Source organism: Streptomyces viridifaciens (genome assembly GCF_001888885.2).
Classification (GTDB): domain Bacteria; phylum Actinomycetota; class Actinomycetes; order Streptomycetales; family Streptomycetaceae; genus Kitasatospora; species Kitasatospora aureofaciens.
Window position 1 is genome coordinate 1,584,083 of the sequence record NZ_CP090841.1, and the last position, 24,423, is coordinate 1,608,505.

Consider the following 24,423-nt stretch of genomic DNA (forward strand, 5'->3'; position numbering starts at 1 on the left):
ATGACAGTGCTGGTAGCCGCTGACCCCAGCCCTGACCCCGCCTGAGCCGTACCTTCTAGGAGCCACGATGTTCCGCACTCCCCGCCCCACCCTGTTCAGAGCCGCCGCCACCGTCCTCGTCGGCGCCATGGCGCTCACGCTGACCGCCTGCGGCTCGGGCTCGAAGGGCTCCACCGCTGCCGGTTCCTCCGGAGGTACGGTCAAGGTCGGGCTGATCACCAAGACCGACACCAATCCGTTCTTCGTCAAGATGAAGGAAGGCGCGCAGAAGGCCGCGCAGGAGGACGGCGTCACGCTGACCACGGCGGCAGGCAAGTTCGACGGCGACAACGCCGGCCAGATCGCCGCGATCGAGAACATGGTGGCCTCGGGCGTCAAGGGCATCCTGATCACGCCCAGCGACTCCAAGGCGATCCTGCCGGCCATCAAGAAGGCCCGGGACAAGGGTGTGCTGGTGATCGCCCTGGACAGCCCGACCGACCCGCAGGACGGCACGGACGCCCTGTTCGCCACCGACAACAAGAAGGCTGGTGAGCTGATCGGCCAGTACGCCAAGGCCGCGATGGCCGGCAAGCCCGCGAAGATCGCCACCCTCGATCTCGCCCCCGGCGTCGCCGTCGGCCAGCTGCGCCACGACGGCTTCCTGGCGGGCTTCGGCGTCGCCGCCGGCGACCCGTCCATCGTCTGCTCGCAGGACACCGGCGGCGACCAGGCCAAGGGCCAGACCGCGATGGAGAACTGCCTGCAGAAGGCGCCCGACATCAACCTCGTCTACACGATCAACGAGCCCGCCGCGCTCGGTGCGTACACGGCGCTGAAGGCCAAGGGCCGGGAGAAGGACGTGCTGATCGTCTCGGTGGACGGCGGCTGCACCGGCACCCAGGCAGTCAAGGACGGGAAGATCGCGGCGACGTCGCAGCAGTACCCGATGCTGATGGCCGAGAAGGGCGTCAAGGCGGTCGCCGACTTCGCCAAGACCGGTACCAAGGCCTCGGGTTACACCGACACCGGCGTCACCCTGATCTCGGACACGCCGCAGACCGGTGTGGACTCCAAGGACACCGGCTTCGGCCTTACCAACTGCTGGGGCTGACCCTCCCCGCTCCGAAGCAGCGGCCCGGGCTGACCTCCCAGCCCTGACCCGGCCCGGGCCGCTTCCCCAGCGCCGTCGCGACGCCGTCCGCTCGACGCTTCGACCCGCTTCACCGGCAAGGACCTCCTCATGACCACATCCACCGCCCCGTACGCGGATCTCACCGGGCCGACGCTCGCTCGCCGGATCATGACCGCGCCGACCGCGGGCCCGCTCGCCGCGCTCGTTCTGGCGTGCGCCTTCTTCTCCCTGGCGACGGACCAGTTCCTCTCCGGCGGGAACTTCTCGCTGATCATCCAGCAGGTGATGGTGGTCGGCACCCTGGCCATCGGCCAGACGCTGATCATCCTGACCGCAGGCATCGACCTGTCCTGCGGGGCGGTGATGGCCTTCGGATCGATCATGATCGCCAAGATGGCTGCGGAGGGCACGGTGCCGCCGCTGGTCGCCATCGCGCTCGGGCTCGCGGTGTGCGCGGGCTTCGGACTGGTCAACGGTCTGCTGGTGAAGCTGATCCCGCTACCGCCGTTCATCGTCACCCTTGGCATGCTGAACGTCGCCTTCGCGCTCACCCACATCTACTCCAAGGAGCAGACCGTCGCCGACCTGCCGAGCCAGCTGACCTTCCTCGGCAACACCTTCCCGCTCGGCGGCACCGACGTCACCTACGGCTCGCTCGTCGCCCTCGCACTGTTCGCCGTCTTCGCCTACCTGTTGAGCAGCACCTCCTGGGGCCGGCACGTGTACGCACTCGGCAACAGCTCCGAGGCCGCCCGGCTCAACGGCGTCCGCATCGGCCGCCTCACCATCGGCCTGTACGCGCTAGCCGGAGTGGTCTACGGCATCGCCGCGCTGCTCCTGGTCTCCCGCACCGGTGTCGGCGACCCGCAGGCCGGGCAGACGGACAACCTCGACAGCATCACCGCCGTGGTACTCGGCGGCACCAGCCTCTTCGGCGGCCGCGGCAGCGTGCTCGGCTCCCTGATCGGCGCCCTCATCGTCGGTGTGTTCCGCAACGGCCTGCAGCTGATGGGCGTCGCGTCCATCTACCAGACGCTGATCACCGGCGTCCTGGTCATCCTCGCCGTCACCGTCGACCAGATCTCCCGGAAGAGGACCCGCTGATGAGCACCCAGACCCCCACGCCCGTCCTGCAGGCCCGCGGCCTGGTCAAGCGCTACGGCCACGTCACCGCCATCGACGGCGCCGACTTCGACCTCCTGCCCGGAGAAGTCCTCGCCGTCATCGGCGACAACGGCGCCGGCAAGTCCAGCCTCATCAAGGCCCTCACCGGAGCCGTCACCCCCGACGAGGGGGAGATCCGCCTGAACGGCGAGGTCATCCGCTTCAACGGCCCGCAGGACGCCCGATGCCACGGCATCGAGACGGTCTACCAGGACCTCGCGGTCGCCGCCTCGATGGACATCGCCTCCAACATGTTCCTCGGCCGCGAACTGCGTCGGCCCGGCCCGCTCGGCAGCGTGCTGCGCATGCTCGACAAGAAACGGATGCGCGAGGAGGCGGCCGAGCACATGGCCGACCTCAAGATCGGCCTGCGCTCGCTCACCCAGCCGGTGGAGACGCTCTCCGGCGGCCAGCGCCAGGCAGTGGCCGTGGCCCGCGCCGTCGCCTGGGCCCGCAGCGTGGTGGTGATGGACGAGCCCACGGCCGCCCTCGGCGTCAAGGAGTCCGGACAGGTGCTCGACCTGATCCGCCGGGTCCGCGACAAGGGCCTCCCGGTTGTGCTCATCAGCCACAACATGCCCCACGTCTTCGAGATCGCCGACCGGATCCACGTGCACCGGATGGGCCGGCGCGCAGCCCTGATCAAGCCCGGCGACTACTCGATGTCGGAGGTGGTCGCCATCATGACCGGCGCACTCACGGTCGACGAGGACGGTGGCGGTACCGTTGTCGCGGATGCCGAGGCCGCCAAGGCCGCCGGGATCGGCACCAACTGAGAAGACAGTCCTCCGCAGTGGCCCCGCGCGCGAGACCGGGGCCGCCGCCTGGCGAAGGTGGGTACATGGCCGCGCCCCGTCGTACGACGCTGCACGATGTGGCTCAGGAGGTCGGCGTCAGCGCCAAGACCGTCTCCCGAGTACTCAACGGCGACGGCCCGACCTCGGCGCAGACCCGCGAGAAGGTCCTGGCGGCGGTCGAGAGGCTGGGCTTCCAGCCCAACCTGATGGCCCGCAACATACGCACCGGCGGCCCGGACACCACCGTCGGACTGATCATCCCCGATATGGGCAACCCGTTCTTCGGCACCGTCGCCCGGGGAATAGAGGACGCGATCCGCGAACGCGGACTGACCCTGCTGATGGGCTCCAGCGCCGACGACCCCGACCGGGAACGGGCGCTGATCACCACCTTCCTGGCCCGCCGGGTCAGCGCCCTGATGGTGGCACCCACGGCCCGGGCCGACCACGCCCACCTGCGGACGGCCCGTAGTAGCGGGATGCCGGTGGTCTTCCTCGACCGGCCCGGCGCAGGCCTGACCGCCGACTGCGTCGTCAGCTCCAACCGGGCCGGGGGCCGTGAGGGCACCGCCCACCTGATCGCCGGCAGGCACCGGCGGATCGCCTTCATCGGCGACCGGCCGGTGGGCCTGTTCACCCGCCGGGAGCGTCTGGCTGGCTATCGAGAGGCGCTCGAGGCCGCCGGCCTGCCCTACGACCGCTCGCTGGTAGTGGACGGCCACACCCAGGCCGAGGCCGCCGAGGCCACCGTCAGACTGCTGCGCCGGGCGGAACCGCCAACCGCGATCCTCGCCGCCAACAACCTCTCGGCCATGGGCACCGTACTCGGCCTGGCCCGCGCCGGCCGACGCGACATCGCCCTCGTCTCCTTCGACGACCTGCCGTTCGCTGAGGTGCTGGAGCCCGCCATCACCGCCGTCGCCCAGGACCCGGCCGCCATCGGCGCCGCCGCGGCCGAACTCGCCCTCGCCCGCCTCGACGGTGACCGTACCCGGGCCCGGACCGTCACCGTCCCCACCCGCCTCATCGTCCGCGGCTCCGGCGAACTCCCGCCCTGTACCTGACGAGTCGCCCGGGGTCCGGCTGCGGACTCTCGCGGACGTCTGCGCCTACGCCCAGGACGAAGGCGTCGCGCTGCGGCTGGATGCTTCGACGACTCGCGAAAGAGGGGAACCCCACGCGTGACCCAGGCCGCAGCCCGGAATGCCCCGACTTCTCCGCAGGATGGCCTGTGGGAGGCCAAGCTGTCCGAGGCGCGTGACTTCTCGGTTGCCGCCGCCGAACTACCCGCGCTCACTTTGCGGTTCCCTACCCGAGAACGGTTCAGCTGGCTGCTGATGAAGGCCCTGTACTGGTCCGGCCGGCGGGCCGATGCGATCGACGCGTACCACCGAACCCGACGAACCCTGGCGGAGGAGTACGGCGTGGACCCGGGCGCCGAGTTGCAGGAGCTGTTCGGTTCGATCCTGCGCGGCGACCCCATCGCGGGCTGCGCATGAGCACGCCACAGCGATAGGTTCCCGTCAACAGCCCGGTGGCGACGGCAACATGGCCGTCGCCACCGGGCCCGCTTTTCATTTCTGCAATGACATGCGCATGATCACCTCACGGGAATTCATGCTCACGGCAGGGGTTGCGCACGCGCTCCAAGACTCCTCCAAGTCGACTCCAAGTCGCCGCCAAGATCATCCTGGCAGGCTCTCAATCGCCGAGCGGGTAGATCGAGATGAAGCGTCGGCAGCCATCTCACCCGCACGGCGACCGCAGGGATGCGGGGACTCGACGGAAAGGAACGCGCACCGCTGCCGACGAAGCCGCGCCTCCCCGTAGCCGTCCGTTCCGGCGGACCGGCCAGCAGATCAAGACCACGAGGAAAGCCGAGTACACAGTGCCGCAGACGAGTTGTGAGCACGACCCGGTCGCCGTTGTCGGGCTGTCCTGCCCGACGCTCGGAGTCGAAAGCGACCAGCACGGGTCCGACGGCCCTGACGGCGGCCCCGCATCCGTGACGGTCCGCACGATCGGCTCCGCCCAGGGCCTGCGCGACCCGTACGGGGCGTGGGAGCGGCTGCGCGAGGTCGACGCCGACGGCGGCGTCCTGGTCCGCCCGGACGGACACGTGGCCTGGCGCGCCCGGACCGCCGACTCCGCCGACGAGCTGCCCAAGGTGCTGGCCGAGGTCCTGCACGCGCCCGCCGGCCCCGCGGCCTGAGCCTCCGCCGGGCGGCCCCTTCCCGGCAAGGGACCGCCCGGCGCTCAAGCGCCGCAGGCCGATCCGCCGCGACGGCGGAGCGGCCAACAGTCGATGCCCGGCAAGAGCCGATCGCGCCCGAACCGCACGTTCGTCGCCGAGGGGTTCGCGTCGCTGGCCCGCAAGGACCAGCGGCGGCAGGGGGATTGCTATCTGCGCGGGCTGATGCTGGACGGGCGGCGCAAGTCGACCCAGCCGATGGCCGAGCGGCTGCCGGACGGAAACATGCAGGCCCTGCGGCGTCGAGGGTTGACCGACCGTAAGCATGTTGATGCTGATGGTGGCCTTGTAGGTGGCTCGGTCGATGGCGGGTCCGCGTGCGTTGCACTGCCGCCCGCGACCAACTTGTCCTGGCGGCGGGCGGACCCGCAGCGGCTTCACCAACGAGATCCACGCCCGCATCGCACTACGGCAGTTCAACCAAGGCCTCGCCCTGGGCTTCGTCACCGACCTGCGGCAGAAGACCGCCGAGTACCTGCGCCAGTGACTCGACGAGAACCCGCAGGTCAGGGCCCACCTCGTCCACCACGTATGACGCCCAATGACACCTCGTGACGCCCAATCCGTGAGAGGCGCGTGAGAGGCACCTGACGAGTCCGGCTACCAGCCGCCTGTCCCTTCCACCTCCGCTCGAACGCCTCCGGGCCGTCGCGGCCGAGCAGGTATCGGTACCGACCGGTCGGGTACAGGCACGAATCCGTTTCGCAGACGGTGGACAGGCTCGCAACAGTGAACCCCGCTTCGCCCCCGCTCACGGCCCGATCGCGCATCTGGCGTACACCGCCGCCCGAGCCACCCAGCAGGCTCGCCAGCTGCTCCGGCAACTCGGCGACCGCGCTGCCGACTTCACCCGCCTGATCCGGTACCGTGACTCGAAGTTGAATCTCGTATCCTCCGCCACGGCTGATCAGCCATAACGAAGGACCCGACTGCTGAGCGGTCGGGTCCTTCGTCGTGCCCTGGTCTCGTCGGTCCGGCCGGTTCTCGCCGAGCAGCGGGGAGCACCGACGGCTTCACGGAGTCGGTGCGACGGTGAGCAAAGGCCGGTGGCGCGGGCCGCGGTGAGCACGCCGAGGATGCGGCCGTCCTCGTCGACGACGGGCCAGACCGCCAGGTGCTCGATCCGCATCGCGATCGCGGCCAGGGCCAGGCCCATGGTGGGCCAGGCGAACGGGCCGCGCTGGTGCGAGGTGGCGCTGATCGTGGTCAGCTCGGTGTACCAGGAGCGGGCCAGGAACGGGTGGAGTCCGGCGCGGGTGACCAGCCCCTCGCACCGGCCGTCGTGGTCGCGGACGGGCCGGTACTCGATGTCGGCGTCGCGGAAGATGTCGTTGGCCTGGTCGACGGTGCTGTCGTCGGCTGTCTGGTAGTCGCAGGGTTCCATGGCGTCGGCGACCGTGAGGCCGTGGCCGGGCCGTGCCGACTGCGGGGAGTGAGTGGTCACGGTGTCCACCGTTCCCGTCTCCGGCTGCCGGCTCGGGGCTGCCGGGCTGTCCTTCACCCAGAACGAAGCCGGAACGGGTACCGGAATGCGGGATGCCCTTGGATCTCTTCGAGCCTACTCCCGTGGCGGGCGGCCCAGGGGAGACCACAGCGGAGTACTGTTGAGAGACAACCGAGGACATTCCGCACACCGGCATCAGCGCCGACGTCGCCCTGGGTCGTGATTGGTCCCTTTCCGGACCGGACGGGCGGCTTCGCATGATGCCGAATTCTTTCCCCACCCCTTCTTCTTCCCGGCCGTGGCCGGTGCCCGGCACTCCGCTGCTGCCCCGCCTGGAACTGGAGCCGACAATGTCGCGGGACGGGATCTTCGACGGGGCCTGGTGGCCCCGCTCGAACCACGTCCTCGCCGAACTGCCGGACCTGATCACCGCGCTCGGCGCCCACTTCGGACGCATCGTCCGGGTCGGCCTCGACACTACGGCCTGGGACGGTGTACCACGGTCCCTCGCGGCGAACGGCCTGACGATCAGGATCAACTGGTTCGCCGGCAGCGACGCGACGATCAGCGTCACCCGGGGGTTCCAGGACCACTTCCTGTTGCTGGTGGTACCGCCCGGCACCAACCCGGCGACGGCCGCCTCGGCGATGGCCGGCGCCTCGGCGACCGGGAACCACACCCCGGCGGCAGAACTCCTGCTCGGCTGAGCGGTCCGCGCACGCTGGACACGGGGGAGCGGACCCAGCCCAGCACTCAGGACTACCTGGACGCCATCCATTACCTGAATATCACCGAAGGCACTTCGCATGCCGGCACCGGATACCCTGCCGTCGGCCGCCGCTCCCTCCGACGGCGCTTTCGCCCGGAGCGGACCGCCGTCAGTACTCGGAGCCGCTTCGCAGGTAGGTGCCCACGACCTGGAGCCACGCCCCCGGGCTGAAGCACGCCTCGATGCGGTGCGGCGTGTCCCCGAAGACCCGCGGGACGCGCAGCGCGCCGCTCGGGTGCAGGTCGTACTCGAAGGTGACGCCATTGTCCGTGACGTCCTCGTACTGCAGGTCCAGCGGCCCCTTCGACGGCTCCGCCGGCGCCCGGGCGTCGGCCGAGAGCTTCACGTAGACGGACATCTCTGCGTCCCGCCTTTCCTGTCTGCCCGAGGAGCCCGGCCCACGAGGCCGTCCCTCAGGACGCTTCGGCCGGTGGCTCGGGACCGATGCCGGTGGCGGCCGTGCCGAGTCGGTTCCGCCGGCCTCGACCGCGCGGGCCACGCGGCCAGGGCCGCACCCCGGCTCGCCCGCGGGGGGACGACGAGCAGGCTGAAGTGATCGCGGTCGCCCCGCGTGATGATGTCCGCGCGATCCCGCCGGCGGCCACCTGTACGCGCACACACTCCGAGACGTCCGCGTATACCGGCTCCCGTTCGGGCCGAGGTCGGCGGTCAAATGCACGAAGACCGTCTCGGGCGGCGCGTGGGTGCCGGGAGCACCGGGCAGGGCAATCGCGTACCGCGGTGGTCCGGCGGCGGGGGCCGCCGGACTCCCGCAAGCCCTTGACACCGGGCAATTCACGTCTTACGAGTGAGGCAGAGGGGTTGGCTCAAGGAATCCGCTCGTGCGGGAGGAGGCCCCCGCGATGGCTCGCTCCGTCGGCATCGATCTGGGCACCACGAACTCCGTCGTCTGTGTCCTGGAGGGGGGCGAGCCCACCGTCATCCCCAATGCGGAAGGGGCGCGCACCACCCCGTCAGTCGTGGCCTTCGCCAAGGGCGGCGACGTGCTGGTCGGCGAAATCGCCAAGCGCCAGGCCGTCACGAACGTGGACCGCACCGCCCGCTCCGTCAAGCGGCACGTGGGCGACCCGCACTGGCGCTTCCCCGACGCCGGCGACGTCGATGGAAAGCGGTACACGGCGCAGGAGATCTCCGCCCGTGTACTGCAGAAGCTCAAGCGCGACGCCGAGGCCTACCTCGGCGAGGACGTCACCGACGCCGTCGTCACCGTCCCCGCCTACTTCAACGACTCCCAGCGCACCGCCACCAAGGAAGCCGGGGAGATCGCCGGCCTGAAGGTGCTGCGCATCGTCAACGAGCCGACCGCCGCGGCCCTCGCGTACGGGCTGGACAAGGAGAGTGACCAGACGATCCTGGTCTTCGACCTCGGCGGAGGTACCTTCGACGTCTCCCTGCTGGAGATCGGCGAGGGCGTGGTGGAGGTGAAGGCCACCAACGGCGACACCCACCTCGGCGGCGACGACTGGGACCAGAAGATCGTCGACCACCTCGTCCAGCAGTTCAGGAACGGCTACGGCATCGACCTGTCGAAGGACAAGATGGCCGCGCAGCGGCTGCGCGAGGCTGCCGAGAAGGCCAAGATCGAGCTGTCCTCGACGAGCGAGACGACGATCAACCTGCCATACGTCACGGCCTCCGCCGAGGGCGCGCTGCACCTGGACGAGAAGCTCACCCGCGCCCAGTTCGAGCAGCTCACCGCCGACCTGCTGGAACGCTGCAAGACCCCGTTCCACCAGGCGGTGAAGGACGCCGGGATCAAGGTGTCCGACATCGACCACGTCATCCTCGTCGGCGGCTCGACCCGCATGCCGGCCGTCACCGGCCTGGTGAAGGAGCTGACCGGCAAGGAACCGCACAAGGGCGTCAACCCGGACGAGGTCGTCGCCGTCGGTGCCTCCCTGCAGGCCGGTGTCCTCAAGGGCGAGGTCAAGGACGTCCTGCTGCTGGACGTCACCCCGCTGTCTCTCGGCATCGAGACCAAGGGCGGCATCATGACCAAGCTGATCGAGCGCAACACCACGATTCCCACCCGGCGCTCCGAGGTCTTCACCACGGCCGAGGACAACCAGCCGTCCGTGCAGATCCAGGTCTTCCAGGGCGAGCGCGAGATCGCCGCGTACAACAAGAAGCTCGGCATGTTCGAGCTGACCGGTCTGCCGCCGGCGCCGCGCGGCCTGCCGCAGATCGAGGTCACCTTTGACATCGACGCCAACGGCATCATGCACGTCGCAGCCAAGGACCTCGGCACCGGACGGGAACAGAGGATGACCGTCACCGGCGGCTCCTCCCTGCCCAAGCAGGACATCGAGCGCATGATGCGCGAGGCCGAGCAGCACGCCGAGGAGGACCGTCGCCGCAAGGAGGCCGCCGAGACCCGCAACCAGGCCGAACACCTCGTCTACTCCACCGAGAAGCTCCTCCAGGACAACCCGGACAAGATCCCCTCAGACGTCACGTCCGAGGTCAACGGGGCCCTGGCGGATCTCAAGGACAAGCTCAAGAGCGAGGACACCACGGCCATCCGCACCTCGATGGAGCGCGCGGCCACCGTCGCACAGAAGATCGGCACCGCCCTCTACGCCCAGGCCGGCGGCTCGCAAGCCGCGGCCGGCACCGGCCCGACGCAGAGCGGCGATGAGGACGAGGTCGTCGATGCGGAGATCGTCGACGACCAGACCCCGAAAGGAGAAACCGGATGAGCCGGCCCGCGGATCCGGGCCCGGGGCGACCGCCCCGGGGGGGGCATCCGTGACAGCGGCCACCCTCCAGTCACGACAACCCGGCCCCGCCCCGACAGGCCCGCCCACCGGGGCGCCCCGCCGGCTCGTGGTGGCGGGCCGGCGGCCGTGGCTGAACCCTGCGCCCCGCGGCTGCTCACTGGCACGGCACGGGCGCCCCAGCGTGCGACGGGGCGAACGTGCGCCGCACGTTCACCGGCCGGCACCACCACGTCACCCTCGTGTCCCTCGCCCACGCCTTCTGCACCCCGCGCAGACTGGTCGCCGCCCCCAAAGACCCGGGGCCGGCCTGAGCCTCTACCAGGTCGTCCGCGAGCTGCAGATACTTCTCGCGACCTGGGCCGGCGCCTGCCCTACCAGCCACCGCGACCCCTACTGGGAAGCGGGCTCGCCCCAGTTGATGCGTTCCACAGCATGCGGCGGGAACGACACCCGAGATCCGTCCTTCTGAGTGACGTGCACCCATCCGCGCTCGTCGATACGAATGATGCCCGCGACCGACTCGCCGAGCGCAACGCCGGGGCTGACGTATCCCGCCCCATGGGCCAGATGCACTGTTCCGGGGTTCGCCTCAAGGCCTGCCATGACCTGATTGTCCACGTTTGCTCCCGGGTCCACCATCGGAGCCCTGTCATGCCCGCCCAAGGGGTCTGGTGTCCACCTCCGTGCCCTGGTCGGCCCGGGGCCAGCTATCCGTTGCGCCCGCCCTTGCCGAGGGTCGGCTTTTCCAGGGGGACGAGGAACCGTCCCGGTGGCCCGACAGAACGGATGTGCCGCTGTGCGCGGTCGGACACGTCGGGCTGCTCGGTGCCGTCGCTGTCCTACACGTGGAACGGAACGGTCGTGACGACCACCCTCGGCAGGGAGCGCAGCGCTCTCCGTAGCCTCGCCGCGAGCCGGTTGCGCAGCAGGCGGTGGCGCCAGTGCCGTACGACGATCTCCGGGAGGATGACGGTCAGGGTGAGGCCCGGGCGCTGGTGGTCCAGCGATTCGATGTATTTGACCAGCGGTGCGACGATCGCACGGTAGGGGGAGAGGAGGATCTTCAGCGGCAGGTGGTCGCCCCACAGGTTCCAGTACGCGCGGAAGCGTTGGGCCCTGTCCCACCATTGCACCGGCTCTCACCCGGCGACACCTCGGCCAGGATGGCTCCTGTGGCTGTGGGGTGCGGCGCAAGAAATGTCGGGTGGCTATTCTGGTCGAACGTGGCGCGGGGGGAATTTTCACATACTGATTCATGTGTACGGCGGCTCGAATTCTCGCAATGCGGAGTATCCTGGAAGGTGCCGGTAGGAGTTACCGGTAGGACGATCGCGAGGAGGCGAATATGCAGATCACTGAGGCAGGGTCCCTGGCTCTGCGGCCCGTGATCGAAAAAAATGTCCGCCTTTTCGGCGGGAAGATCATAGGGTGAATGGGGGTCGGGGGGGCGTGGATTCAGACTCTGCTGCCCTGGTCGGCGCTACGTCTAGGCAGGCCGGAATGCCGTTCCCCGCAGCGATGCGGGGAACGGCCTTTTTCTGGGGTGGGGGCCGCGTGTCATGGTTCGGCGGAGGACGGGTTGTGCCGGCGTCTGGCGGTGGTGAAGTAGGCGGCGCGGCGGCGCAGGTGGCGGCGACTGCTGTAACGGGGCGCACCCGGTACGGCGGGCGCGGCGCCGTAGAAGATCCGCTTGCCGACCTCTACCAGGGCGAGGTAGCCGACGACCATGCCGACGAGTGCGGCGAAGAACGCGCCCGGCAGGGGATGGAAGCCGAGTGCGGCGGCCACGGGCGTGGCGGGGATGAGCGTGCCGACGGTGACGACACCGAGGGCAGCGAGGGTGAGCGGCAGGCTGGGATGGCTGCGGAAGAACGGGATGCGGCGGGTGCGGATCGCGAAGATGACCAGGGTCTGGGTGGCCAGGGACTCGACGAACCAGCCGGAGCGGAACTGCTCGGGTCCGGAGTGGAAGACCCCGAGCATTACCCCGAAGGTGAGGAAGTCGAAGACCGAGCTGAACGGCCCGAAGTAGAGCATGAAGCGGCGGATGAAGCCGATGTCCCAGTGCGAGGGGCGGCGCAGCTGCTCCTCGTCCACGTTGTCGGTGGGGATGGCCAGCTGGCTGGTGTCGTACAGCAGGTTGTTGAGCAGGATCTGGGACGGAAGCATCGGCAGGAAGGGCAGGAACAGCGAGGCGCCGGCGGCGGAGGCCATGTTGCCGAAGTTGCTGGAGGTGCCCATCAGCACGTATTTGATGGTGTTGGCGAAGATCCTCCGCCCTTCGGCGACGCCGTCGGCGAGTACGTTGAGGTCCTTTGCCAGCAGGATGACGTCGGCGGCGTCCTTGGCGACGTCGGTGGCCGAGTCGACCGAGATTCCCACGTCGGCCGCGTGCAGGGCGAGTGCGTCGTTGACGCCGTCGCCGAGGAAGGCGACCCCGCGGCCGCCGTGCCGTTGGGCGTGCACGATGCGGGCCTTGTCCTCCGGGGTCACCCGGGCGAAGACGGTGGTGTGTGCGATGGCTGCGGCGAGTTGGGGCTCGTCGATTGCGTCGAGGTCGGTGCCGGTCAGCGCGCCGCCCTCGGCCAGCCCCAGGTCGCGGCAGATCTTGGCGGCGACGGTGGGGTTGTCGCCGGTGACGACCTTCACCGCGATGCCGAGGTCGGCCAGCCGGCGCAGAGCTTCGGCGGCGTCGTGTTTGGGTGGGTCCAGGAACACGAGCAGTCCCAGGAGGCGCAGGTCGCGTTCGTCCGCGGGTTGCGGCGGGCCGCTGCTGTCGGCGGGGCGGGTGGCCACGGCGACGACCCGGTTGCCGGCGGTGAACTCGGCCGCCAGGGCGTCGTGGGCTGCGGCCGGCACGTCGGAGCAGCGGGCGAGGACGCTCTCCGGTGCCCCCTTGGTCACCAGGGTCACCTGGCCGGCCGTGTCGCGGACGAGGACGGTGACCATGCGGCGCTCGTGGTCGAAAGGGAGCACCCCCAGCCGGGTGTAGCCCGCCGGTGCGGTCCGCTCACCGACGGCGGCCGGGGACTGCCACAGCGCTTGGTCGAGGGGGTTCCCGCCGACGGGCTGCCCGTCCGGTGTGGTGTTCTCGGTGCACAGCAGCCCCCAGCGCAGCACCGTGTCAGGGGTGTTGTCGCCGGCCGGCACAGCGCGCATGTAGTGGATGCGGCCCTGCGTGAGGGTGCCGGTCTTGTCGGTGAACAGAACGTCGACGTCGCCGAGGTCCTCGATGCACACCAGCCGTTTGACCAGCACCTTGCGGCGGCTCATCCGCCGGGATCCGGCGGCGAGGCTGGTGGAGACGACGGCAGGCAGCAGCTGCGGGGTGATGCCGACCGCGATCGCCAGTGAGAACAGCAGTGCGTCGATGATCGGTTTGTGCAGGACCACGTTGATCACGAAGATCGACGCGGTCAGCGTGCCCGCGACGTACACCAGAAGCATGGAGAAGCGGCGCAGCCCGACCTGGAACTCGGTGTCGAGCAGGTGCGTGCTCAGTCCGGCGGTGATCCTGCCGAACTCGGTGCGGGCGCCGGTGGCCACCACGATCCCGCTTCCGCTTCCGGCTCTTACCACAGTGCCCATCAGTGCGCACCCGGACAGCTCCGCCAGGGGCGTTCCCGCAGGTACGGGGGCGGTGTGCTTGTCGACGGGCAGCGATTCGCCGGTCAGGGCCGACTCGTCGCACTCCAGGCCCGCGACGTCGAACAGTCGTATGTCGGCCGGGACGATGTCCCCCAGGCGCAGCTCGACCACGTCGCCGGGGACCAGCTCGGTGACGTCCACCGAGCCGGGGCGCCCGTCGCGGATGACCACCGTCCGGTGGCGGATCCGGGAGTGCAGGGCCTCGGCGGCCTTCTCCGCCCGGTACTCGTTGACGAAGCCGAGCCCGACCGACACGCTCACGATCAGACCGATGATGACGGCGTCACTGCGTTCGCCGACCAGGTAGGAGGCGACGGCGGCGATCAGCAGCAGAGCGAGCAGCGGAGAGCGCAGCTGGTGCCAGAGCACGGGAAGGAACCGAGCCCGGTGCGAGGCGACCGCATTCGGGCCGAACTGCGCCTGTCGCCGTGCGACCTCCCCGCCGGGCAGGCCCCGGTCGGCGGCCACACCGAACTCCTGCAGCACGTCCGCGACGGGCAGCGCGGCCGCGGACACTGCCCCGGCCACGGAGCTGGTCGAATGCGCGGGCGCGGAGACCGTCATGGGCTTTCCCGGCCGGATCCTGGGGGCCGCCCGGGCCGGTTGCCCCAGTCGCCCTCAGGTCCGACGGCCGAACGGGGCGCAGGCCGGGACTCGGACGTGGCGTACGGGGTGCCGCTCATCGATCACCTTCACCGCCTTGAGTCACGTCCTTGAGCCACGTCGTCCGGCGGGAGCGCAGTCCGGCAGCCCCGGACACACTCCGTGTCACCAGACTGCCACCGATCGATCACGAAGGAAACGCGGGGGATTGCCACGGCCCCTGCCTCGCGCGCCGGAAGCGCCACTCGCGCGGTATCGACGCCGCCGCTGCCACGGGCTGAGCAATGCCCGGACCGAACCCGTGATGAGCGGATACGTCGTGGTCGGCCCACACGTCTTCGCGATGCGTTCTACGCGGGCCTCGCCGTGCTGTGCGCCGTGTCCACCGCCGTCGCGGTGATCGGCCTGATCGTCATCCGGCGCCGGATGGCAGAGCAACGACGGTGGCACCGCTGACGACGCGGCCGAGCGAAGGGCATCCAAGCCATAGCCCCTCCCGATCACCCACCGGGGCCAACCAAGTCCCAGCCCTGTGGGCAACACCGTGGCGGGAGGCCGTCCGAGCGATGCCGCGACAGCTGAGGAACAGCGGCGCCCGCCGCAGTCGCCGTCGGCGACGGGCCCGCCTACGGTTGGAAGCAGGACGCGCCGATGTCCGGCTTCCGGTTGCGCAACGCGTCGAAGGTACGGTCGTCCAGCAGAGGAATCGAAGGTGGGCCGGGTGGATCCGGAGGATGGATCCGGGTGGGCGGATGTTCCCGACCGCAGCCACCGAATCGACGACGAGATGGACGAGATCGTCGGACGTCTGCGGAACCTGGCTCACACCCAGAGCCGTTTCCAGGACCTGCTGGACGCGGTGATTGCGGTGGGCCGGGAGCTGGACCTGCCGGTCGTGCTCCGCCGGGTGATCACCACCGCGATGGGCCTGGTCGACGCCCGCTACGGCGCACTCGGGGTGCTGAGCGAGGACGGCGACCACCTGGAGGAGTTCATCCCCGTAGGGCTGAGCGAGCAGCAGGTCGCAGCGCTGAGCGGGGTCGCCCTTCCGCACGGACGCGGACTCCTGGGACACCTCATCGACCACCCCGAACCGCTGCGTGTCGCGGACATCGGCGCTCACCCGGACGCGGTGGGCTTCCCACCGGGCCACCCGCCGATGCGGACACTGCTCGGGGTGGCACTCACCGGACGTGGACGGGTCTACGGCAACCTCTATCTTTGCGAGCGGCGCGACGGGCAACCCTTCGACGACCACGATCAGGACATCCTCGTGGCGCTCGCCGGTGCGGCCGGCCTCACCATCGAGAACGCCCGCCTCTACCGGCAGGTCCGTGCCAACGCCGAGTACTTCCAGCGTCTCCTGCTTCCCAGCCTGCCCGATGTGGCGCCCTTCTCCGTCGCGGCGATCTACCGGCCCGCCGCCGCCCCGGACCACGTCGGCGGCGACTGGTACGACGCCCTGATGCTCCCCGACGGCGCCTGCGCCCTGGTCATCGGCGACGTCGCCGGACACGACCTGAAGTCCGCCGCCACCATGGCCCAGACCCGCAACATGCTGCGCGCTCTCCTCTACGACCGCCGCACCCCGCCCAGCGCCGTCCTGACGCAGCTCGACCGCACCCTCCAGGCGATCACCGACAACCCGATCACCACCACCTGCCTCGCCCGCATCGAACCCGCCGAGGACGGCTGGACACTCCACTGGAGCAACGCCGGACATCCCCCACCGCTCCTGATCGGCCCCGACGGCACAGCCCGTTACCTTCACACCGACCCCGGCCTGCCCCTCGGCGTCGACCCCGACGTGCCCCGCCCCGACCACAAGCACCCCCTGCCCGGCAACGCCATCCTGGTGCTCTTCACGGACGGCCTGGTCGAGCACCCCCACCGCCCCCTGGACGCCGGCCTCACCGCCCTTGCCCAGGTCGCCGCCGCCCACGCAGATCTGCCCCTCGAAGACCTGTGCCGGACCCTGGCCGACGCCCACCTCGCCGATGGACGTGACGACCTCGCCGTCCTTACCCTGCGCACCCCCACCGCGCCGCCCCCCGGGACACCGGCGACACACTCCCGAGCCCGGGAACAGGGCGTTGCCCTTGCCGATAGCCTCATCCGCCCTGGTAAGAGGCACTGCGCGAGAGTTCACTGGTGTCGACCTCTCCAGTAGAGCCAGCGCTCTGGCAGAGCCGACGACACCCGCGGCATGATGATCGACCGTGCTGCTGCGAGGTCTGCCGACGCAGGTGCTGCGTCGGATGCGGTTGCCGGTGCGGCCGGACACCGTTCCTCGATGGCACTGCGACTTGGCCGCCCGCCGCCACGCCGCCCGGTCCCGGCCCAAGCGCCCAGGCCGACCGCGCACCGTACGCTCCGTCCGCGCCCTGGTCCTGCGCCTGGCCGCCGAGAATCCGGCATGGGGCTACCGGCGCCTGCACGGCGAACTGCTCGTCCTCGGCGTCAAGGTGGCCGCGTCCACGGTCTGGCAGATTCTGAAGGAGGCCGGCATCCCACCAGCGCCCGAGCGGACCTCCAGCACCTGGGCGTCCTTTCTGCGCTCCCAAGCGGACGCACTCCTCGCCTGTGACTTCTTCGAAACGGTCACCCTGTCCGGCGCCCGGCTGCATGTGCTCGCGGTGATCGAGCACGCAACCCGACGGATCCGGATCCTGGGCGCAACCGCTCATCCGACTGCGTCCTGGGTGGCGCAGGCGGCGAAGAACCTCGTCACGGACCTCGAGGACGCCGGGTACCGGGCGCGCTACATGCTCCCGGACCGGGACGGGAAGTTCCCCGAACTGTTCGACGCCGTCCTCGCCGACGCAGGTATCCAGGTCGTGCTCAGCGGAGTCCGCATGCCGAGGATGAACTCCATCCTGGAAAGGTGGGTGCAGACCTGCCGGCGAGAACTGCTGGACCGCACGCTGATCTGGGACCAGCGCCACCTCCTGCACGCGCTACGCGAGTTCGAGAGGTTCTACAACGACCACAGGCCACACCAGGCCATCGCGAACGCCCGGCCCCTCCGCCCCTTCCCGCACCGATCGACACCCCGGAGCAGATCGCCCGCCTCAACATACGCTGAACCGACCGACTCGGCGCCCTCCTCCACGAATACCGACATGCAGCCTGAACAGGGCGGATGAGGTTTTCGGCAAGTACACCCTCCACCACCCTCACCGTGGAGTACACCGAGGACAACCCCGGTGACTGGATCTACCACTGCCACGTCACCGACCACATGATGGGCGGCATGGTCGGCCGCTACAAGGTCATCCGCTGAGCGCGTCCCCGCCCTGCCCGGACAAGGGCGCGGACACACGGACCGCAGCCGCCCGCCCGCGCGGCCGCACTGCGTTCGGGACTGGGCAACCTTCCGGTTCGCCCTGACGAGCCGAAGTCAGTAACGCATGCCGAAGGAGGCGGAGGTGGTGGGTGTTCCGGGACGTCAATCGGCGGTTCCTGCGTCGAGACAAGTGCCGCAGGTACCGGTCAGTTCTACGGTGTGCTGGACGCACCTGAAGCCGGATGTTTCGGCGATCTGGTCGGCCCAGGTCTCGACCACGGTGGAGTCCACCGGGAGGCTGAGGCCGCACTGGCGGCAGATCAGGTAGTGCCGGTGGTCTCCGTCCGCCCGGTACCGGAAGAGGCGTTCGCCGTTGGTGTCGCGCACGACGTCGGCGCGTCCCGCCTCGGCGAGAGCGGTCAGGGTGCGGTAGACAGTGCTCAGGCCGACCCGGGAGCCGGCCAGCACCAGTCGGGTGTGGAGGGCCTGGGCGCTGACGAATTCCTCGCACCCGGCGAGGGTCTCCAGCACCTCGGCGCGCTGCGGGGTCGGCCGGCCGATCAGCTCGACACCGTCCGCCGGTGGCCGGAGCGGCCTGCGGACTGCGCGCCGGATCGCGGCCGTTGCTGCATCGGCCCCGACGCCGGTTACTTGGCTGCCCCGTTCCATGTGCGCGCCGGTCAGGCCGCTGCCGTACGCAGGGCACGGTTCGGGCGGACGAGGAAGGTGGCGGCGTAGACGGCGCTCGCGGTGGCCATGATGGCGAAGCTCGGGGGCAGTTCGGGGGCCTCGGCGCTGAGCAGCAGGCCGCCCCACATCTCCGCGACGGCGAGGGCGGCGGACAGCGCGAGGGCGCGGAACGGCCGGTCGGTGAGCCGGATCGCCGCCCCTGCCGGGGCGGCGAGCAGGCCGAGCAGCAGCAGCGAGCCGACCGCCTGGGTCGCCTCTCCGGCGCAGGCGCCGACCAGGGCCAGGAAGGCGAGGCCGAGCACCCGGGTCGGGACCCCGCGGGCGGCGGCCACGGCCTCGTCCAGGGTGGCGAACAGCAGCGGTCGGGCGATCAGCAGCACCGCGACGCAGATTCCGGCCGCGATCAGCACCGCGAGCGTGGTCTGGCCGCTGCTCAGCCCGAAGATGGAACCGAAGAGCACGCTGGTGCCCGCGCCGCCCCGGGCGGCGCTGCGGGAGGTGGTGTAGATGGTGAGGAAGAACGCGCCGAGCCCGAGGATCCAGGCGAAGACGCTGCCGATGACCACGTCGTCCGGCCGTCCCCGGCGGCCGAGTCCACCGAGCAGCAGGCCGACGCCGACGGTTGCCGCGAACAGGCCGAGCCGCAGGTCGTACCCGCCTGCGAGCGCGGCCATCGCGCCGGTGAACGCGACGTGGCTGAGCGCGTCGCCGGTGAAGATCTGCGCGCGCAGCACCAGGAAGTAGCCCACCAGACCGCAGGCCGGCGCGATGAACGTCCCGGCCAGCAGCGCGTGTTGGAAGAATGTCTGGGTGAGGACGGCGGTCATGCCACACCTCCGGTCGCAATGGGCGTCCGGACTCGGCCGAGCACCTCGCGCCCCAGACGCGGCAGGTGGGCCAGGACGTAGCCGGCGAAGGCGAAGGCCGTCACGAAGAAGCCGAGCGGGTAGGGCTGGTAGTAGGCCGCGATCAGGCCGGCCCAGCAGGCGGCCAGACCGAGCAGGACCGACAGCGTCAGACTCAGGGCGGGCCGGGCGGTGAGCTGTTGAGCAGTAGCGGCCGGTATCACCATCAGCGCGAACACCAGCAGCGTGCCGGTGATCTGGCTCGCCTCGGCGGTCGCCGCCCCCAGCAGCACCAGGAACAGCGTGGACAGCAGCCGCACCGGGACACCGCGCCCGGCCGCCACCTGCGGGTCCACGGAGGCGAACAGCAGGGGGCGCCCGATCACCGCCAGGACGGCGAGCACCGCCGCGCCGACGACCGCCAGGATCACCACCTGGCCGGTGGTGATGCCCAGGAAGTCACCGAACAGCAGCGCTGTCGGCCCCTCCAGCAGGCCCTTGTACAGGCTGATGAACAAGTAGCCGCAGGCCAGCGCGAACGCCTGAACCGTCCCCGTGACGGCCGACTCCTCCGCGCCGTTCTCCCGACCCTTGCGCCCGAGCGCCGCGACGACCAGCGCGGCGGCCACGCAGAAGCCGAAGTACCCCAGTGAGAGGCTGAACCCGGCCAGGGTGGCCAGGGAGGCGCCGGGGAAGGCGGCCACCGACAGGGTGTGCCCGGCGAAGGTCTGCCGGCGCAGCACCATGAACCAGCCCACGACCGCGCAGACCACCGACACGATCGCGCCCGCCCGGAAGGCGTTCACCATGGACAGGTAGGACCACATGTCCTGGAAGTCGTTCAACAGGTTCCAGGAGAAGACCGGCAACGCGGCGTCAGAGGCCAGCTGCATGGCCGCCTCCCGTCCCGTGGCCGGCGTGCCGGTCGCTGTGCAGCGCCGGCGCCTCCGGCTGCCCGACCACGACCAGCCGCCCGCCGCTGGTGCGCAGCACCTCGACGGGCGTGCGGTACAGGCGGGTCAGCGTCTCGGAGGTGATCACCTCGGCCGGTGCCCCGGCGAGGGCACCGCCCTCGGCGATGTAGACCACCCGGTCGAGGTGGTGGAGTATCGGGTTGACGTCGTGGGCGACCATCACCACCGACACTCCCTCCTGGTGGCAGATCCGGCCCAGCAGCGCGGCGATCGCGCTCTGGTTGGGCAGGTCGAGGCTGTCCAGGGGCTCGTCCAGCAACAAGATCTGCGGGCGCCGTATCAGCGCCTGGGCGATCAACAGGCGCTGCTGCTCACCGCCCGAGCACTGGCCGATCGGCCGGTGCGCGTAGCCGGAGGCGCCCACCAACTCGACCACCTCCGCGACCCGTTCACGGGCCGCGCGCCGCTTCGCACGGCCCAGGCCCGGGACGGGGATCCCCCACTGATCCCCGTCCAGGCCCAGCCTCACCACGTCCACGCCGCGGATGCGCACACACGCGTCGAAGCTGCGCCGCTGCGGCAGATACCCCACGGCCCCGTTGTGCGCCCCCGGCGCCCCGCCGAGCACCCGCACCTCACCGGCCGCCGCCGGCAGCAGCCCGAGCAGCACCTTCACCAGGGTCGACTTGCCGACCCCGTTGGGGCCGAGGACGGCGGTGAACTCCCCTGTCCCCACGGTCAGATCGACACCCGACCACAGGGTCCGCCCGCCGACCCGCACGGCCGCGCCGCGCAGCGACAGCACCGGCGCTGCGACCGGTGACGACTCCGAGACCGGGGCCGCGTGGCCTTCGTCCGATCGGACCTTCTCGGTCGGGTGGATGCTCACTTGCCCGTCGCCGCCTTCAGCGCGTCCGCGATGCCCTGCAGCTGCTGGGTCTGCCAGTCCTGGAAGGTGGCGTTCGCGGGGGCGAGGGTCTCGGTCACGGTCGCTACGGGGATGCCCTGTTTCTTGGCCGCGTCGACCTGCGCGGCCACGTCGGGGGTGGAGTTCTGGGAGTTGTAGACGTAGACCTTGATCTGCTTGCCGCTGATCTGCTGGTCGATGGTCGCCTTGTCGGCCGCGGTCGGGTCGGTGCCCTCGCTCATCGCGTCCAGGAAGGTCTCGGGGGTGAGCATCTTCAGGCCCAGGCTCTCGGAGAGCGGCGTGACGATCGACTCCGAGGCGCCGATCGGGGTGCTCACGTACTTGGCCTTGATGTCGGCTTCCAGCTGGTTGTACCGGGCCAGCGTCTTCGTGGTGAACGTCGTCTTCTGCTGGTCGAAGTAGGCCGCGTCGGCCGGGTCTATCTTCTTGTAGTCGGCGGTGATCTGGTCGATCACCTTGGTCACGCTCTCCGCCGAGTACCACTGGTGCGGATTGTCGCCCTCCTTCTTGCCGAGGAGGTCGCCGACCTTGAGCGCGGTGCGACTGCTCGCCGGGTTGGCGGCCAGCAGCTTGTCCGACCAGGCGTCGTAGCCGATCCCGTTGGTGATCGCGAAGTCGGCGCCCGCCACGGTACGGCCGTCGGCGGCGGTGGGCTCGTAGGAGTGCGGGTCGGTGTCCGGGTTGGTGATGATGCTGGTCACCCTGACGTGGTCACCGCCGAGCTGGGTGGCGATGCTGCCCCAGAAGTTCTCCGCCGCCACCACCTGGATGACCTTGCTGCTCCCGCCGCCCGCCGCGGTGTCCGAGCTGCTGGTCTTCGCGGTCGAGGAGGTGGAGCAGGCACTGGTGGCCGCGAGCGCGGCGACGGCGGCCGCGCTCAGGACGAGCCGGACGGAGGGTCTGCGGACGGGGCGGGGCTGGACGGCGCGCATGGCGTGGGTACTCCTCAAGAACCTGCGGACCCGCGAAGGGCCCGGCTCTGCTGGACAGGAGAAACGCTAGTCGGAAATGATTTTCAACATCAAGGCCGATTAGCGTGGAGATGAAAATCATTACCGAACTTTGACTCCGTACGCGGCCAGGCAAAGGGCAAGCCATGCCACCACCGGCCTCCGGAACGCTTCCGCCCCAACCCCGCCGAACAGCAACTGGCCCGGAGCCCGAGAGTCGTGACCGAAGAGACCACCACCGCAGAGCGGCCAGCCGCCGCCTCACCCGGGTACGCCCATGAACCCGAACGGGCAGGCCCGGGCAGGTGGCTGGGCCTGCTGGCAAGCGTCGTGGGTGGCCTGGTCGTGGCCGGCATTTGCCTCCCGGTCATCGGCATGGCGGCACTCGTGGTGATGCCCGACCTCCTCGACCGCCTGGACGCCCCCGCCTTCCAGGCCTGGCGCACCGTGCTGGTCGCCGTGGCGCTCCAGGGGATGCCGTTCCTGCTGCTCGGAACGGTGGTGTCGGCCGCGATCGGCGCCTTCGTCCCGGCCCGGGTCCTCTCCCGACTGCTGCCGGCCAACCCCGCGCTCGCCGTGCCGGTCGCGGGCGCGGCGGGGGCGATCCTGCCGGGGCGCGAGTGCGCCTCCGTACCGGTCGCCGCGAGTCTGATGCGGCGCGGCGTGGCGCCCGCGGCGGCACTGGCATTCCTCCTGTCAGCACCCGCCGTCAACCCGGTCGTGCTGATCGCGACCTCGATCGCCTTCCCGGGCCGGCCGGAGATGGTGCTCGCGCGGCTGCTCGCCTCCCTCGCCACGTCGATGGTGATGGGCTGGCTGTGGATCCGGGCTGGCCGCCCCGAGTGGCTGCGGCTGCCACCCGCCACCGCGGACCACGAAGGAGGTGGCAACCGTGTGGACGCCTTCCGGCGCGGGCTGCAGCACGATTTCCTGCACGCCGGCGGGTTCCTGGTCCTCGGCACGGCGGCCGCGGCGACCTTCAACGTCGCGATGCCGCCCTCGGTCCTCCACGCGTTCGCGGGCTCCCCGTGGCTGCCGGTGGCACTGCTGGGCGCACTGGCGGTGGTCCTCTCGATCTGCTCCGAGGCGGACGCGTTCGTGGCGGCCTCGCTCGCCGGGTTCTCCCCCACCGCCCGGCTCGCCTTCATGGTGGTCGGGCCGATGGCCGACCTCGCTGATCGCCCTGCAGGCCGGCACCTTCGGGCGCTCCTTCGCCGCCCGGTTCTCCGCCGCGACGTTCGCGATCGCGGTCCTGTGCAGCGCGCTGGTGGGTTGGTGGCTGCTCTGAGGCGGTTCCTTCCGGGCGCGCTGCTCGCCCTGACCGGCGGCGCCCGGCTGCGGGTCACCCTGCTGAGCGACCTCTACCTGCGGTACGTCAAGGAAGGGCTCCGCCCGTTCCTCGTCATCTGCGGCGCCGTCCTTGTCCTGCTGGGCGTGGTCGACGCCCTCCTCCGTCTGCGTGCCCCTGCCGCCGATGCCCACACCGGACACCCAGGACACGACAAGGACGACGACCACGGCCACGGCCACCCCCACGACCACGGCCACGGCCACGCGCACGCCGGCTCGGGTCTGAAGACCGCCTGGCTGCTGGCGGTACCCGCAGTGCTGCTCCTCGTCGCGGCCCCTCCGGCGCTCGGCTCCTCCGGCGCTCGGCTCCTACACCGTCGCCCGCGACGGATCCGGCACGATCGCCAGGCGGGCCGACTTCCCCCCGCTCCCCCCGCAGGGCACCCTCGCCCTCTCGCTGACCGACTTCACCAGCCGCGCCGTCTGGGACGACAAGGAGTCCCTCAGGGGCCACTCCGTCCGGCTCGAAGGATTCGTCACGCCCAAGCCCGGCGGAATGTGGCAGCTCAGCCGGGTCATCGTGAGCTGCTGTGCCGCCGACGCCCGGGTGGTGGACGTGGAGATCCACAGCGTCGGCACCCCGCAGGCGAACACCTGGGTCACCGTGACCGGCGTGTGGCGGCCCACCGCCGGAACACGGGTGCCCGCGCTCGACGTCACCGGCCTGACGGTCATCCCCCAGCCGAAGAACCCCTACCGGGACGCCCCGCCGGCTCCGGGCACCCGGCCGAGCGCAGCGGCCACGCCGTAGCCCGCACGCCGACGGCCGGCTGCGGCTGCCCGGACGAGGAGCCGGACCGAGTCGACTGCGCGGCCGGCCCGCCGCGCCTTCCACGGGGGGCCGACAACCGCCCAGCGGGCTTCAGCGTGATCTAGCGAGGAGCCCCGAGCGGTTCACGCCCGAGAGGAATCGCTTCCTGAGTCTCGGC

Annotated in this window: 21 protein-coding genes and 4 pseudogenes; 15 read left to right on the plus strand and 10 right to left on the minus strand. The window is 70.5% G+C overall.

Annotated features, from left to right (window positions below; all coding sequences use genetic code 11):
• Positions 1 to 67: 67 nt before the first annotated feature.
• The 8 genes and pseudogenes from BOQ63_RS14555 (at position 68) to BOQ63_RS14590 (ending at position 5,813) form a co-directional block, all read left to right on the plus strand.
• On the plus strand, positions 68 to 1,093 hold the full coding sequence (locus tag BOQ63_RS14555; RefSeq protein ID WP_030291127.1) for a sugar ABC transporter substrate-binding protein: 1,026 nt from the start codon (positions 68 to 70) through the stop codon (positions 1,091 to 1,093).
• 129 nt (positions 1,094 to 1,222) lie between these two features.
• Positions 1,223 to 2,218 carry an ABC transporter permease gene (locus tag BOQ63_RS14560; protein WP_030291125.1) on the plus strand — a complete coding sequence of 332 codons (996 nt, stop codon included), beginning with the start codon at positions 1,223 to 1,225 and terminating at the stop codon, positions 2,216 to 2,218.
• Entirely contained in the window at positions 2,218 to 3,054 is an 837-nt protein-coding gene (locus BOQ63_RS14565) for an ATP-binding cassette domain-containing protein (RefSeq protein ID WP_030291123.1), read from the plus strand. Before BOQ63_RS14560 ends, BOQ63_RS14565 begins: the two co-directional genes overlap by 1 nt.
• A gap of 65 nt (positions 3,055 to 3,119) precedes the next feature.
• Positions 3,120 to 4,139: a LacI family DNA-binding transcriptional regulator gene (locus tag BOQ63_RS14570; RefSeq protein ID WP_072654401.1), complete on the plus strand. Its 1,020-nt coding sequence runs from the start codon at positions 3,120 to 3,122 to the stop codon at positions 4,137 to 4,139.
• Between the two features lie 117 nt (positions 4,140 to 4,256).
• Positions 4,257 to 4,574 carry an AfsR/SARP family transcriptional regulator gene (locus BOQ63_RS14575; protein ID WP_030556712.1) on the plus strand — a complete coding sequence of 106 codons (318 nt, stop codon included), beginning with the start codon at positions 4,257 to 4,259 and terminating at the stop codon, positions 4,572 to 4,574.
• Positions 4,575 to 5,080: 506 nt separating this feature from the next.
• A complete protein-coding gene (locus tag BOQ63_RS14580) occupies positions 5,081 to 5,287 on the plus strand; it encodes an aromatic-ring hydroxylase C-terminal domain-containing protein (RefSeq protein ID WP_141763699.1) in 207 nt (68 codons plus the stop codon).
• 93 nt (positions 5,288 to 5,380) lie between these two features.
• Positions 5,381 to 5,569, plus strand: a pseudogene (locus BOQ63_RS14585) (transposase); the annotation flags it as partial.
• 61 nt (positions 5,570 to 5,630) lie between these two features.
• The gene (locus tag BOQ63_RS14590; protein ID WP_167395703.1) at positions 5,631 to 5,813 is read left to right on the plus strand and encodes a hypothetical protein; all 183 of its coding nucleotides are present in this window, start codon (positions 5,631 to 5,633) and stop codon (positions 5,811 to 5,813) included.
• A 420-nt stretch (positions 5,814 to 6,233) separates the two neighbouring features.
• On the opposite strand, the gene BOQ63_RS14595 is transcribed toward BOQ63_RS14590, so the two are convergent.
• Positions 6,234 to 6,770 (minus strand): CBS domain-containing protein, encoded by a 537-nt coding sequence (locus tag BOQ63_RS14595; RefSeq protein ID WP_143174725.1) that lies wholly within the window; start codon positions 6,768 to 6,770, stop codon positions 6,234 to 6,236.
• 257 nt (positions 6,771 to 7,027) lie between these two features.
• On the opposite strand from BOQ63_RS14595, the gene BOQ63_RS14600 reads away from it, so the two are divergent.
• Positions 7,028 to 7,477 carry a DUF5994 family protein gene (locus tag BOQ63_RS14600; protein WP_318277877.1) on the plus strand — a complete coding sequence of 150 codons (450 nt, stop codon included), beginning with the start codon at positions 7,028 to 7,030 and terminating at the stop codon, positions 7,475 to 7,477.
• Positions 7,478 to 7,648: 171 nt separating this feature from the next.
• Here the strand turns inward: BOQ63_RS14600 and BOQ63_RS14605 are convergent, their stop codons facing one another.
• On the minus strand, positions 7,649 to 7,897 hold the full coding sequence (locus tag BOQ63_RS14605) for a hypothetical protein (protein ID WP_030556718.1): 249 nt from the start codon (positions 7,895 to 7,897) through the stop codon (positions 7,649 to 7,651).
• Between the two features lie 505 nt (positions 7,898 to 8,402).
• On the opposite strand from BOQ63_RS14605, the gene dnaK reads away from it, so the two are divergent.
• Positions 8,403 to 10,259 (plus strand): molecular chaperone DnaK, encoded by a 1,857-nt coding sequence (dnaK, locus tag BOQ63_RS14610; RefSeq protein ID WP_072656258.1) that lies wholly within the window; start codon positions 8,403 to 8,405, stop codon positions 10,257 to 10,259.
• Positions 10,260 to 10,670: 411 nt separating this feature from the next.
• Here dnaK and BOQ63_RS14615 read toward each other — a convergent pair whose 3' ends face one another.
• The 3 genes and pseudogenes from BOQ63_RS14615 to mgtA form a co-directional block, all read right to left on the minus strand.
• A complete protein-coding gene (locus BOQ63_RS14615; RefSeq protein ID WP_141763697.1) occupies positions 10,671 to 10,898 on the minus strand; it encodes a hypothetical protein in 228 nt (75 codons plus the stop codon).
• Between the two features lie 221 nt (positions 10,899 to 11,119).
• Positions 11,120 to 11,401, minus strand: a pseudogene (locus BOQ63_RS14620) (amino acid permease); the annotation flags it as partial.
• A gap of 436 nt (positions 11,402 to 11,837) precedes the next feature.
• Entirely contained in the window at positions 11,838 to 14,492 is a 2,655-nt protein-coding gene (gene mgtA, locus BOQ63_RS14625; protein WP_030556722.1) for a magnesium-translocating P-type ATPase, read from the minus strand.
• An 826-nt stretch (positions 14,493 to 15,318) separates the two neighbouring features.
• Between mgtA and BOQ63_RS14630 the strand changes: the two genes are divergently transcribed.
• From BOQ63_RS14630 to BOQ63_RS14640, 3 genes and pseudogenes are all read left to right on the plus strand, one after another.
• Positions 15,319 to 16,701, plus strand: a complete 1,383-nt coding sequence (locus BOQ63_RS14630; RefSeq protein WP_079184058.1) for a PP2C family protein-serine/threonine phosphatase — start codon at positions 15,319 to 15,321, stop codon at positions 16,699 to 16,701.
• Between the two features lie 88 nt (positions 16,702 to 16,789).
• Positions 16,790 to 17,616 (plus strand): annotated as a pseudogene (locus tag BOQ63_RS14635) (integrase core domain-containing protein).
• Between the two features lie 57 nt (positions 17,617 to 17,673).
• Entirely contained in the window at positions 17,674 to 17,814 is a 141-nt protein-coding gene (locus BOQ63_RS14640) for a multicopper oxidase domain-containing protein (protein ID WP_078938639.1), read from the plus strand.
• A gap of 165 nt (positions 17,815 to 17,979) precedes the next feature.
• Here BOQ63_RS14640 and BOQ63_RS14645 read toward each other — a convergent pair whose 3' ends face one another.
• The 5 genes from BOQ63_RS14645 to BOQ63_RS14665 are packed head-to-tail and all read right to left on the minus strand — an operon-like array spanning position 17,980 to position 22,126.
• Positions 17,980 to 18,486, minus strand: a complete 507-nt coding sequence (locus BOQ63_RS14645) for a Fur family transcriptional regulator (RefSeq protein WP_078867602.1) — start codon at positions 18,484 to 18,486, stop codon at positions 17,980 to 17,982.
• An 11-nt stretch (positions 18,487 to 18,497) separates the two neighbouring features.
• Complete coding sequence (locus BOQ63_RS14650; protein ID WP_072654404.1) at positions 18,498 to 19,334, minus strand: metal ABC transporter permease; 837 nt, start codon at positions 19,332 to 19,334, stop codon at positions 18,498 to 18,500.
• Positions 19,331 to 20,245, minus strand: coding sequence for a metal ABC transporter permease (locus BOQ63_RS14655; RefSeq protein WP_072654405.1), 915 nt, complete (start codon positions 20,243 to 20,245; stop codon positions 19,331 to 19,333). Before BOQ63_RS14655 ends, BOQ63_RS14650 begins: the two co-directional genes overlap by 4 nt.
• Positions 20,229 to 21,155 carry a metal ABC transporter ATP-binding protein gene (locus tag BOQ63_RS14660; RefSeq protein ID WP_223885935.1) on the minus strand — a complete coding sequence of 309 codons (927 nt, stop codon included), beginning with the start codon at positions 21,153 to 21,155 and terminating at the stop codon, positions 20,229 to 20,231. The genes BOQ63_RS14655 and BOQ63_RS14660 overlap by 17 nt, the downstream gene beginning before the upstream one ends.
• Positions 21,152 to 22,126, minus strand: a complete 975-nt coding sequence (locus BOQ63_RS14665) for a metal ABC transporter solute-binding protein, Zn/Mn family (protein ID WP_072654406.1) — start codon at positions 22,124 to 22,126, stop codon at positions 21,152 to 21,154. Before BOQ63_RS14665 ends, BOQ63_RS14660 begins: the two co-directional genes overlap by 4 nt.
• A gap of 237 nt (positions 22,127 to 22,363) precedes the next feature.
• Between BOQ63_RS14665 and BOQ63_RS14670 the strand changes: the two are divergent.
• Both BOQ63_RS14670 and BOQ63_RS14675 read left to right on the plus strand, forming a co-directional pair.
• A pseudogene (locus tag BOQ63_RS14670) lies at positions 22,364 to 23,432 on the plus strand (permease).
• Positions 23,433 to 23,834: 402 nt separating this feature from the next.
• Positions 23,835 to 24,245: a TIGR03943 family putative permease subunit gene (locus BOQ63_RS14675; protein WP_223886236.1), complete on the plus strand. Its 411-nt coding sequence runs from the start codon at positions 23,835 to 23,837 to the stop codon at positions 24,243 to 24,245.
• The last annotated feature ends 178 nt before the right edge of the window (positions 24,246 to 24,423 follow it).

Bases quoted from the DNA above. Each gene is read 5' to 3' on its own strand.
- BOQ63_RS14555 (WP_030291127.1), top strand. From the start codon at position 68: ATGTTCCGCACTCCCCGCCCCACCCTGTTCAGAGCCGCCGCCACCGTC.
- BOQ63_RS14560 (WP_030291125.1), top strand. From the start codon at position 1,223: ATGACCACATCCACCGCCCCGTACGCGGATCTCACCGGGCCGACGCTC.
- BOQ63_RS14565 (WP_030291123.1), top strand. From the start codon at position 2,218: ATGAGCACCCAGACCCCCACGCCCGTCCTGCAGGCCCGCGGCCTGGTC.
- BOQ63_RS14570 (WP_072654401.1), top strand. From the start codon at position 3,120: ATGGCCGCGCCCCGTCGTACGACGCTGCACGATGTGGCTCAGGAGGTC.
- BOQ63_RS14590 (WP_167395703.1), top strand. From the start codon at position 5,631: ATGGCGGGTCCGCGTGCGTTGCACTGCCGCCCGCGACCAACTTGTCCT.
- BOQ63_RS14600 (WP_318277877.1), top strand. From the start codon at position 7,028: ATGATGCCGAATTCTTTCCCCACCCCTTCTTCTTCCCGGCCGTGGCCG.
- BOQ63_RS14605 (WP_030556718.1), bottom strand. From the start codon at position 7,897: ATGTCCGTCTACGTGAAGCTCTCGGCCGACGCCCGGGCGCCGGCGGAG.
- dnaK (WP_072656258.1), top strand. From the start codon at position 8,403: ATGGCTCGCTCCGTCGGCATCGATCTGGGCACCACGAACTCCGTCGTC.
- mgtA (WP_030556722.1), bottom strand. From the start codon at position 14,492: ATGACGGTCTCCGCGCCCGCGCATTCGACCAGCTCCGTGGCCGGGGCA.
- BOQ63_RS14630 (WP_079184058.1), top strand. From the start codon at position 15,319: ATGGACGAGATCGTCGGACGTCTGCGGAACCTGGCTCACACCCAGAGC.
- BOQ63_RS14640 (WP_078938639.1), top strand. From the start codon at position 17,674: ATGAGGTTTTCGGCAAGTACACCCTCCACCACCCTCACCGTGGAGTAC.
- BOQ63_RS14645 (WP_078867602.1), bottom strand. From the start codon at position 18,486: ATGGAACGGGGCAGCCAAGTAACCGGCGTCGGGGCCGATGCAGCAACG.
- BOQ63_RS14650 (WP_072654404.1), bottom strand. From the start codon at position 19,334: ATGACCGCCGTCCTCACCCAGACATTCTTCCAACACGCGCTGCTGGCC.
- BOQ63_RS14655 (WP_072654405.1), bottom strand. From the start codon at position 20,245: ATGCAGCTGGCCTCTGACGCCGCGTTGCCGGTCTTCTCCTGGAACCTG.
- BOQ63_RS14665 (WP_072654406.1), bottom strand. From the start codon at position 22,126: ATGCGCGCCGTCCAGCCCCGCCCCGTCCGCAGACCCTCCGTCCGGCTC.